This window comes from Flavobacterium granuli, assembly GCF_900129705.1.
Taxonomy (GTDB): Bacteria; Bacteroidota; Bacteroidia; order Flavobacteriales; family Flavobacteriaceae; genus Flavobacterium; species Flavobacterium granuli.
This window is the reverse complement of record NZ_FQWO01000013.1, coordinates 114,508-123,742: the sequence shown is the minus strand read 5'-3', so window position 1 is coordinate 123,742 and position 9,235 is coordinate 114,508. Positions and strand designations below refer to the sequence as shown.

Below are 9,235 nucleotides of genomic sequence, written 5' to 3'. Positions count from 1 at the left end.
GGAAAGTTTTTTTTTCGAAAATTTAATCTCGTTTTTCTCTCACCTGAAACCCGATTTCTCAACGTTTCCACTCACTCAATCTGTATATGAACTTGCTTGTTATTGCGGGTGCAAATATACCTCCTTTTTTTAGTTATTCAAGCTTTTTAAATGCTTTTTTTTGACGTTTTCTTAACTTTATTTTTAACTCGCTGAAAATCTGATTTTTGAAAACAAAATATTTTTAAAGCCTCGTTAAACTCCATAAAAAAACAACAATCCTTCTACATCCTTTTGCAGAGTACTATATAATACAGCCTTGCTAAAACATCACAACCACTCCCTAGCCCTGATAGCAGCGGAAATCCTTCCAGGATGGCGTTCGGACTGGAAGATTGTAGCGAATAGCGGGAAGGAGCTCCCGAAACAAATATTCTCAGTACTATATATAAGTAGAATATTATAAAACCGTGAAATACTACGACTTTGACTTTTGAGCTTTGGATTCCCAAAAATCATTGAGATTATCCATATCAACTGGCTTTACTGGCGGCTGGTTCTGTAATCTTCCCGATTCAAATGCACGTTGTAAAATAGTTTCTATCAAAAAATCCTCGTTGACATCAAAAGGCGCATACTCCGATTTTAAATTGATATCAAACATACTCGCGGCAGTATTTGACCAAAAGGCTTTCCAACCACTCTTTAGTGTCTTCACCAGTTCATAAGTGGTACTGCCCGTTTGACGATGAATCAATTTTACCAAAATTCGCCCTTGACTACGGGAAAGCTTTTTCAGCTTAGCTTCAAATTCATCATTAAGATAAGTTTCAACAATTTTAAAATACTTCTTCTTCTCCTTATTTGTTTTCAATCCTGCCATACCTTTGTTTAGCAGGGTCAATCTTTCTGAAGCGAGTTTAGCATAAGGATAAGTTTTATACACCCTACTCTGAAGTATTAAGAATTGCTTTTTGGCATCAGGATCAAGTTTCTCCTTAGAAACCACAATTTCTTCCAATTGAATCGTATCATTTGCAATATCATCAGAATCTTTTAGTTCATACCCCATTGTTTTAGGACTCACAGGAATCTCTTGGGCATTTGCAAATAAAGATAAAAAGAAAAAGAATACTATATAGGTAACAAACTTCATAAGGCATAATTTAATTGTAAAATTATACATTATATAGACAACTGTAATGCCAAATTTATAATTTAGCAAAAAAATATTTTTATGAGCACAAAAACAATATTAAAAAAATCTTCGTTAGACTTTTTAGAACAATACCTTAATAACGCCTCTCCTACCGGATTTGAAGCTGAAGGCCAAAAAATATGGATGGATTACCTCAAACCTTATGTTGATACTTTTATAACAGATACGTACGGAACAGCTGTAGGAGTCATCAATCCTGATGCAGCATATAAAGTTGTTATTGAAGGTCATGCCGATGAAATTTCTTGGTATGTAAACTATATTACTGATGATGGATTAATCTATGTAATTAGAAATGGTGGTTCTGATCATCAAATCGCTCCTTCAAAGCGCGTGAACATTCATACCAAAAAAGGAATTGTAAAAGGAGTTTTTGGCTGGCCAGCCATTCATACCCGAAACAGGGACAAGGAAGAAAACCCAAAAACAAGCAACATATTCATTGACCTTGGTTGCGAAACCAAAGAAGAAGTGGAGAAAATGGGCGTACATGTTGGTTGCGTGGTTACTTATCCAGATGATTTCATTATTCTAAACGAAAACAAATTTGTTTGTCGTGCGATTGACAACCGTATGGGAGGATTTATGATTGCCGAAGTAGCTCGTTTGCTACACGAAAACAAAGTAAAACTTCCTTTTGGATTGTACATTACTAACTCTGTTCAAGAAGAAGTAGGTCTTCGTGGTGCCGAAATGATTACCAAAACCATCAAACCTAACGTAGCCATTGTTACAGATGTATGTCATGATTCTACCACTCCCATGATTGAAAAGAAAATCGAAGGAGACACAAAAATTGGCAAAGGACCAGTTATTACTTATGCTCCGGCAGTACAAAATAACTTGAGAGAACTAATTCTAGATACAGCCGAAGAAAAGAAAATACCTTTTCAACGCCTGGCTTCTTCTCGTGTAACCGGAACTGATACTGATGCATTTGCCTACAGTAATGGCGGTGTTGCTTCAGCCTTGATTTCACTTCCGTTACGCTATATGCACACAACGGTTGAGATGGTACATCGTGATGACGTTGAAAACGTGATTAAATTAATTTATGAAACCTTGTTGAAACTAGAAAACGAAGAAACTTTTTCTTATTTTAAATAATATTTTCCATAGTTAAGCCTAATATCTATTCTCTCTTTTTCATGTTTTCCGGAAAAGAGAATATAAAAAAGATGTTAATCAATATTAAAAGCCGCAATTCCACTTCAGAATTGCGGCTTTTTTTATTAAATTTAGACCATAAATTCCTGAAAATGCAATCATCCGCCAAAACTGTAGCAGACTATTTGAACGAAATTCCAGAAGAAAGAAAGCCTGCTTTTTTTAAACTTCGGGAAACAATCGCAAACAATATCCCAAAAGGTTTTGTCGAACAAATGTCTTATGGCATGATTGCTTATGTGGTGCCGCATTCTATTTATCCAAAAGGCTATCATTGCAATTCAAAACTTCCTTTACCTTTTATCAACCTTGCATCTCAAAAAAATTACATTGCTCTATATCATATGGGGATATATTCCAGTGCAGAACTATTAAAATGGTTTATAAATGAATACCCAAAACACAGTTCCTCAAAATTAGATATGGGTAAAAGTTGTATCCGCTTTAAAAAGAAGGATCAAATTCCCTTCGAACTAATTGGGCAGTTAGTCAAAAAAATGACAGTTGCCGATTGGGTTTCGCTTTATGAATCACAAATTAATGCCTCTAAATAATCATTCATCTTAATTTTAAAATCATGAAAATCATCAAAAAAATTATTATTGGAATTTTAGCAATTGTAGTCCTAACTCTTATAGTTGGGTTCTTTATGCCCAAAGACTACGCTGTAGAGAGAGAAATTACTATTAACAAACCCATTGATTCTGTTTTTAATTATGTGAAGTACTTAAAAAATCAAAATGATTTTAGCGTTTGGGCAAATATTGACCCTAATATGAAATCCAGTTTTAAAGGAATTGACGGAACTGTTGGCGCTATTTCGGCTTGGGAGAGCGAGGTAAAAGAAGTAGGAATTGGTGAACAAGAAATCACAAAGATTACTGAAGGAAAACGTCTTGATTTTGAACTTCGTTTCAAAGAACCCATGAATGATACCGCAATGGGTTTTATGTCGACTGAAATGGTTTCAGCCAATCAAACCAAAGTAAAATGGGGAATCTACGGTACAATTCCTTATCCAATAAACATCATGCTTCCTTTTATGAAAATGGACGAAATGATTGGAAAAGATTTACAACAAGGACTCAATAACCTAAAAGTCAAAATGGAAAAATAAAATATAGCTCTCTAAAATTAAAAAACCGCAATTCTAAATTAGAATTGCGGTTTTTTTTGATTCTTATAAAAATTTCTATCTTTTCTCTAAATAAGCCAAGACGTTTTTCTCAATACGCTCATTGATATTTGAAATATCAGCTTTAATGAATTTTTCTCCTAAAATATTCTCATATAATTCGATATATCTTTCAGAAACCGATTCGATATATTCGTCTGACATATCAGGAATTTGTTGTCCTTCTTGTCCTTGGAAACCATTCTCAATTAACCAGCGACGCACAAATTCTTTAGATAATTGCTTTTGCTCTTCTCCTTTGTCTTGTCGCTCTTGGTATCCTTCTGCATAAAAATAACGAGAAGAATCCGGTGTATGAATTTCATCAATCAAAACAATTACTCCATCTTTCGTTTTTCCAAATTCGTATTTGGTATCTACTAAAATCAATCCACGACTAGCTGCGATTTCAGTTCCTCTTTGAAATAATGCTCTGGTATATTTTTCTAAAACTACATAATCTTCTTCAGAAACAATTCCTTTAGAAAGAATATCCTCTCTTGAAATATCAGCATCATGCTCACCATTATCTGCTTTGGTTGTTGGTGTAATTATAGGAGTTGGAAATTTATCATTTTCCTTTAAACCTTCTGCCATTGTTACGCCGCAAATTTGTCTTTTTCCAAGCGCATATTCTCGTGCAGCATGTCCAGAAACATAACCACGAATTACCATTTCTACTTTGAATGGCTCACATAAATGACCTACAGCTACATTTGGATCCGGAGTGGCAACTAACCAATTTGGCACAATATCTTGGGTCAGTTCCATGAATTTTGTAGCAATTTGATTCAAAATTTGACCTTTATATGGAATCCCTTTTGGTAAAACAACATCAAAAGCCGAGAGCCTATCAGTAGCAACCATAACCAAAAGATCATCGTTGATATTATAAACTTCTCTCACCTTACCTCGGTAAACCGATTTTTGATTTGGAAAATTAAAATTAGTGGTTGTAATTGTATTGCTCATCGGTATAAATGTTGTGTTGTTGTTTTTGCAAAAATAGGTTGTTTCTAAGAGATACACAAAATTGTTGAAACAATATTCAACGCTTTAAATACACTATTTTTCAAGAAGCGTACTGTTGAATAAATTCAAGATTCTACTATACTCATCTACCCAAGAATAAGTTTCCTTAAAGCCATGTGATTCCACAGGAAAAGAGGAAAGACTCCAGTTTTTCTTGCCTAATTCAATAAAGCGTTGTGACAAACGCACCACATCTTTATATTCTACATTATTATCCACCATACCGTGAAGCATCAATAAATTGCCTTCTAAATTATCAGCAAAATAGATCGGAGAACTCTTTTTATAGGCATCGGGATCTGTTTCGGGAAAATTTAGAATGTTTCCAGTATAACCATGATTGTAATGAGCCCAATCAGTCACAGAACGCAATGCCGCACCCGAAGCAAATTCTTTCGGTGTGGTAAGCATCCCCATCAAAGTGATAAAACCACCGTAAGAACCGCCATAAATCCCTACTCTTTTAGCATCAATTCCTAAATTATCTACCAAATATTTTTTTCCGTCTATTTGATCAGTTAAATCCTTGCCTCCCATAAAACGGTATATTCCGGTTCTAAAATCGCGACCGTAACCATCACTGCCCCTATAATCAATGTCCAAAACTGTATATCCCAAATCAGTCAATAAGTTATGAAACATATATTCTCTATGGTAATTACTCCAATAATTATGAGCATTTTGCAAATAGCCAGCGCCATGAACAAAAATAACTGCCGCCTTATTAGCCTGAGCTGTTTGTGGTCTATACAATCTGGCGTAAACTGGAGTTCCATCTTGTGCTTTAAAAGTGATTACTTCCGTTTTTCTCCAAGTATATTTTTTAAATTCTTCAGTTGTTGAAAAAGTCAGCTGACGAAGAGAAGTATTTTTCTTGTTATCAGCAATATAAAGTTCCCAAGGTTTATTTTTGAACGAATAACGCACCAACAATGAGCTTTCATCTGGTGATAGGCTAACTTCATGGGCGCCATCCTGAACCAAAATAGGCTCTAAGATACCTCCTGAAACGGCCAATTTATAAAATTCACGATTCCCAGGATGGGTTGTATTAGTAGTTAAATAAAACGTTTTTTTGTCTTTTGATAACTTAACATCACGAACTTCCCAAGTTCCTTTGGTTAGTTGTTGCTTCTTTTTTGTCTTTAAATTATAGGTGTACAAATGAGAGTAACCCGAAGCCTCTGATTGAAAATAAATCGTTTCATTATCCCCTATAAAATCTAAGGTTCCTCTGCTATATTCATACGACGGAATCCCCGGACCAGCTATCCAAGCCTCATCATGCTGGTAATCAATTTCTTCAAAGTTGCCTTTTTCTAAATTGATTTTTACGAGCCATCTGTCCTTATTGTCCAAACTTCTGATTTCGGAAACGGCATAAGAACCGTCCTTATTATAAACCGGTTCTTGCACAAAAATTAACTTGTTTACTTTCTCCTTATTTTTAAGATTATCGTATAATTTATAATATTCAGGAACCTCTTGAATATGACTCAGTTTGGAAAAATCTACAAAATAAACCGAATCCTTGGCAACAGAATAAATTCCGAATTTACTCTTCGTTAAATTTTCAGTTGAAACTTTGGCTTTGGTATTTGGAGATTGATTATAGCCATCTGCAGTGATAAAAACTTCCATTTTTTCACTTTTAGCTTCTTTTTCTTCACGAAGTCTGAAAGTTGCAAAATCTCCTTTGGGACTCATTTTCAAGCTTTCCAATTCATTTTTTCCAGAGAAATAGGCTTTTGGAAAATCCGACTTATTAGCATCCGCTTTGGCCGTATTCCACTTTTTCTTGGCTTCCTGATCTCTGATAAATTGAAACAACTCTTTTTGTTGCGCTTTCAAAAAAGAATCCTCCTTATCAGAAACTGGATCCTGACCTTTTCCTTTTTTAAAATTTGTCAGCTGAACTATCGTTCCTTCTTTGGTATTGTATTTTAAAAGATTGTCATTTTGCTCAAAAAACAAAACCCCATTCTCAAATCCCAATTGTAAATTTGAAATAGGATTGTCTTGTTGCAATAGTTTTTTTGTGATTTTATTTTTTATCGAATAAGAATATAAAACGCCTCTTTCCAGATAATATGCCAAATCAGAATCAGGATTTTTTATAAAATTCAATCTGGAAAATGCGGCCTCTTTAACCAGAGCCAACTTTGGTTTTTCCATTGTTTTCTCCCAAAAATAAGTGCTTTCTCCTAACTCATTATTCGGATTCCATTCAAAGTATATTTTTTTCCCATCCAAGGACCAGCGCTCATTCGAAGGTTGAGAACCTATGAAAATATCGCCTTTCATGATTTCCTCTAACTTCAGATTCTGGCTTTGCCCAGCTACCGCAATTAATAAAAATGCAAGTCTAAAAAGTTTTTTAGTCATTTTTTGTGTGATTAAATTTACACAAAAATACACTTTGAAAACTATTAAAAAAATGTTTCTCTATTTTGTCAGGAGAATCGTTTTTGTTCTAAAACGAATGTCTTTCTTTATTGTGTTAAACAGAAACAGCAGTATTTAAAACATATTCTGATAAGTACTTTGCAACTCCATCTTTTTCATTTGTCGCTATCACTTCTAAATGCGACAATTTATTTTTAAAATTATCCGGCGCATTGCCCATTATCAGCCCTTTTCCGGTTGATAGCAACATTTTTTCATCATTGAAGCCGTCTCCAAAAGCGATTGCTTCTTCAAAAGTAAAAGCTTCTTTTTCTAAAATTTTGGCAATTGCCACACTTTTATCCACCGACTTGTGCATGAACTCCAAACAAAATGGCAAGCTGAAAGCATGACAGAAATGATCTGAATGATTTTCCAAAATCCTATCTTTCAAATCCACTAATGTTTGATGATTGTCATGAGTGAAGAAAAATTTTATGCCGCCAAAATCTTCCAACGACCTAAAATCAACTATTTCAGGTAAATACTTTGATTCTTTCTGAAAATCATTCAGTTTCTCGTTATGGTGATTTGTTTGCCAAATTTCTTCTTTGAATAAAACAGTCGTGATTTCGGGATCCATTTCTAAATCGAAAACTGATTTCACAAGCTCACTTTCCAGATCCAGGGAAAAAAGGAGTTCGTTTTCAGGCGAATGAATTCGTGCACCATTTGAGGTTACTAAATAAACCGGACAATCTAATTGTGATACAATAGAATGCGCATCCAAGTGATGGCGACCTGTGGCGACAATTATTAAATAATTTTCGTCGTGAAGTTTCTTGAAAATAGTTTTGGTATATTCTGATATTTTATGTTCTGTGTTGAGTAATGTTCCGTCTAAATCGCTGATTACAACTTTAATCTTTTTTAATTCTGAATTCATATTGGGTATCAAATATTTATGAATTGCAAATTTATCGCTTTGGATTCCGAGAACCAAAAAAACCAGCTTAATGTGAGGAAAATAAGCAAAACTTTACTTTTTATTTAACATAAATTAACTAAGTCAGCAAAACAACATTCGCTTTTACAGAATCTTTATCAAAAGATTCCATAAAAACGAATGTTTTATATCTGTTTAATTGTTTTTTAATCGTTATTCTCAATTTGCTTATATGCATCAATCACTTTTTTGACTAATCGGTGACGAACAATGTCCTTGTCATCGAGATAGATTATCCCAATTCCGTCAATATCTTTCAAGACTAGCAAGGCTTCTTTGAGTCCTGAAATGGTTCTTCGAGGCAAATCGACCTGACCCGGATCACCTGTCACCATGAATTTGGCGTTTTTCCCCATACGGGTCAGGAACATTTTCATCTGGGAATGCGTTGTATTTTGCGCTTCGTCCAAAATTACAAAAGCATGGTCTAAGGTTCTTCCGCGCATGAAAGCTAAAGGAGCAATTTGTATGATTCCCTTTAAGATATAATCCTCCAGTTTTTCATTGGGCAACATATCGCGCAGGGCATCATAAAGCGGCTGCATATAAGGATCCAGTTTTTCTTTCATGTCACCGGGCAGGAAACCCAGATTCTCTCCCGCTTCAACAGCAGGACGTGTCAGGATAATCCGTTTTACTTGTTTTTCTTTCAGCGCTTTTATCGCCATGGCAACACCAGTATACGTTTTCCCCGTACCGGCAGGACCTACGGCAAAAACCATATCATTCTTATTGATGTTATCCACCAATAATTGCTGGTTCGGCGTCATGGCTTTGATAATTTTGCCGCCTACACCGTGAACCAGAATTTTATCATTACTGATTATATTTCTGTCGTCCTGCACGTCACCTAAAATAACACGTTCTATGACATTATTATCAATACTATTGTATCTTGAAAAATGCAACATTAGTCGTTGGAAACGTTTTTCGAACTCGTCCAGAATTTCTTTTTCTCCAAAAGCCTTTAAAGTTGATCCTCTGGCAACTATTTTTAATTTTGGAAAATATTTTTTAATGGTTTCAAGATGAGTGTCTTGAGCACCCCAAAACTCTTTTGGAGCGATGTCTATGAGCTCTATTATTCTTTCGTTCAAAAGTTGTAGTTTTATATTTAATTATTCAATCAATAAAATTAATCCATTTTGGGATTTAAACCTCGGTTTTATTTGGTTAATGTTTAGAATTTGTTTTTGCTTTTTTGCTTTTTTGAATTTACTATTATTAGCTTTGCATTTCTCAAATTTAATGAAAATTAATTTGAGCTTACACC

8 protein-coding genes are annotated in these 9,235 nt (G+C 34.5%); 3 read left to right on the top strand and 5 right to left on the bottom strand.

Annotated elements, in window-relative coordinates; genetic code table 11:
• Positions 1-457: 457 nt before the first annotated feature.
• Entirely contained in the window at positions 458-1,135 is a 678-nt protein-coding gene (locus BUB25_RS14815) for a DUF4294 domain-containing protein (protein WP_072945680.1), read from the bottom strand.
• Positions 1,136-1,216: 81 nt separating this feature from the next.
• On the opposite strand from BUB25_RS14815, the gene BUB25_RS14810 reads away from it, so the two are divergent.
• From BUB25_RS14810 to BUB25_RS14800, 3 genes are all read left to right on the top strand, one after another.
• Entirely contained in the window at positions 1,217-2,305 is a 1,089-nt protein-coding gene (locus tag BUB25_RS14810) for a M42 family metallopeptidase (RefSeq protein WP_072945678.1), read from the top strand.
• A 152-nt stretch (positions 2,306-2,457) separates the two neighbouring features.
• Positions 2,458-2,919: a DUF1801 domain-containing protein gene (locus tag BUB25_RS14805; RefSeq protein ID WP_072945700.1), complete on the top strand. Its 462-nt coding sequence runs from the start codon at positions 2,458-2,460 to the stop codon at positions 2,917-2,919.
• A 23-nt stretch (positions 2,920-2,942) separates the two neighbouring features.
• Complete coding sequence (locus tag BUB25_RS14800) at positions 2,943-3,482, top strand: SRPBCC family protein (RefSeq protein WP_072945670.1); 540 nt, start codon at positions 2,943-2,945, stop codon at positions 3,480-3,482.
• Positions 3,483-3,557: 75 nt separating this feature from the next.
• On the opposite strand, the gene BUB25_RS14795 is transcribed toward BUB25_RS14800, so the two are convergent.
• The 4 genes from BUB25_RS14795 to BUB25_RS14780 all read right to left on the bottom strand — a co-directional run bounded on the left by BUB25_RS14795 (position 3,558) and on the right by BUB25_RS14780 (position 9,059).
• Positions 3,558-4,511, bottom strand: a complete 954-nt coding sequence (locus BUB25_RS14795) for a phosphoribosylaminoimidazolesuccinocarboxamide synthase (RefSeq protein WP_072945668.1) — start codon at positions 4,509-4,511, stop codon at positions 3,558-3,560.
• Between the two features lie 93 nt (positions 4,512-4,604).
• Positions 4,605-6,956, bottom strand: coding sequence for a S9 family peptidase (locus tag BUB25_RS14790; protein ID WP_072945666.1), 2,352 nt, complete (start codon positions 6,954-6,956; stop codon positions 4,605-4,607).
• Positions 6,957-7,071: 115 nt separating this feature from the next.
• A complete protein-coding gene (locus tag BUB25_RS14785) occupies positions 7,072-7,902 on the bottom strand; it encodes a Cof-type HAD-IIB family hydrolase (RefSeq protein ID WP_072945664.1) in 831 nt (276 codons plus the stop codon).
• A gap of 206 nt (positions 7,903-8,108) precedes the next feature.
• Complete coding sequence (locus BUB25_RS14780; protein WP_072945662.1) at positions 8,109-9,059, bottom strand: PhoH family protein; 951 nt, start codon at positions 9,057-9,059, stop codon at positions 8,109-8,111.
• Positions 9,060-9,235: the final 176 nt, after the last annotated feature.